1 protein-coding gene is annotated in these 1,192 nt (G+C 30.5%); it reads right to left on the reverse strand.

Annotated features, from left to right (window positions below; genetic code table 11):
• Positions 1-1,083, reverse strand: a 1,083-nt coding sequence (locus tag L8X33_RS08575) for a hypothetical protein (protein ID WP_263666985.1), incomplete at its 3' end; no start/stop codon positions are given.
• Positions 1,084-1,192: the final 109 nt, after the last annotated feature.

The raw sequence follows: 1,192 nt of genomic DNA on the forward strand, positions 1-1,192 counted from the left end.
CAGTAGGTTGTTTTGTAAATTAACAATTCTTGAGCTTACTGCTTTGTTTATGTATATAAATACTATTAAAGCAATAGCTAAAACTACGAAAAGAGATACTATAATTATAGTTGCTATTAATTTTTCTATAGGCATTTGTATTGAGCCAACTGGAGCCATAGTCACAATAGACCAATAATCATCAGCACCATCCCATACATCAAAGTTTGCTATCGCTGCTCTATTTGCATTTCCTGTAGAAGCTGGTGTGAAGTCAAATAGAGTATTAGTTTGATTTTTTTGTAAATCAATTAATAAATTCGCACTAGGATGCGGGTTGATTTGAGTAATATTTTTGCCTATAAATTCGGTTGCAGGGCTAACTGCTATTAGACCATTTTTGCCTAATAATAATCTTTGATCGTCTTTAAAAACACTTCTTTCAGGATTTGTAAGCTCATGTTGAAGTTGTGTTAAACTTCCTAAAGCTCCTATAACCCCTATGATTTCTCCTTTTCTTACTATAGGCACAGCAATATTATAAGCTAGAATTTCTTCATTGTTGATGGTAAAATTTTGAGGTCGGCCTATCGATTCTTTTCTATTTTTTATTGCATTTTCAACGCTTTGCTGATTTAAAATAACATCTTCTGCTTGGACTAATTGTACACCACCTTTTTCTCTTAAAGAAGTGTCGTGTAGTAGCATTAAAAATTTATTTGATTGTGTTAAAAGTTTAGGGTTAATGTCATTGTATTTGGAAGTATCAAGAATATGCACATAAATATATGCTATCCAGCCATTAGAATCTAAAGCTCCTTCTAAAATATTTTTAATTCTGCGTTCTTCTATTGTGTCTTGTTCTGCGATGATGCTATCAATGGTGTTTTCTGCACCCATTAGTGTTGAATGTACACTTTCTGTTGCTCCACGGACGATATTTGCATATCTAAAAGCACTTGTTTGAAGTAATTTATCTGCTTCAGTGTGTAAGATATTTGAAGATTGCATAGCAATTACACTTGCTAAAATTCCAATACCTAAGACTATAATTGCAATTACAACAGCAACTATTTTGGTCCCTATTTTTAAATTTGAAAACAATATATCTCCTTTAATTTATATGTTTAAATTATTAAGATATATTTTATCTTAAGTATAATTATTTTTCAATTAATTAATTAATATTTGTTTGGTATTTCTAATAGTGGGT

The organism is Campylobacter sp. CNRCH_2014_2849 (genome assembly GCF_025772845.1).
Taxonomy (GTDB): domain Bacteria; phylum Campylobacterota; class Campylobacteria; order Campylobacterales; family Campylobacteraceae; genus Campylobacter_D; species Campylobacter_D lari_D.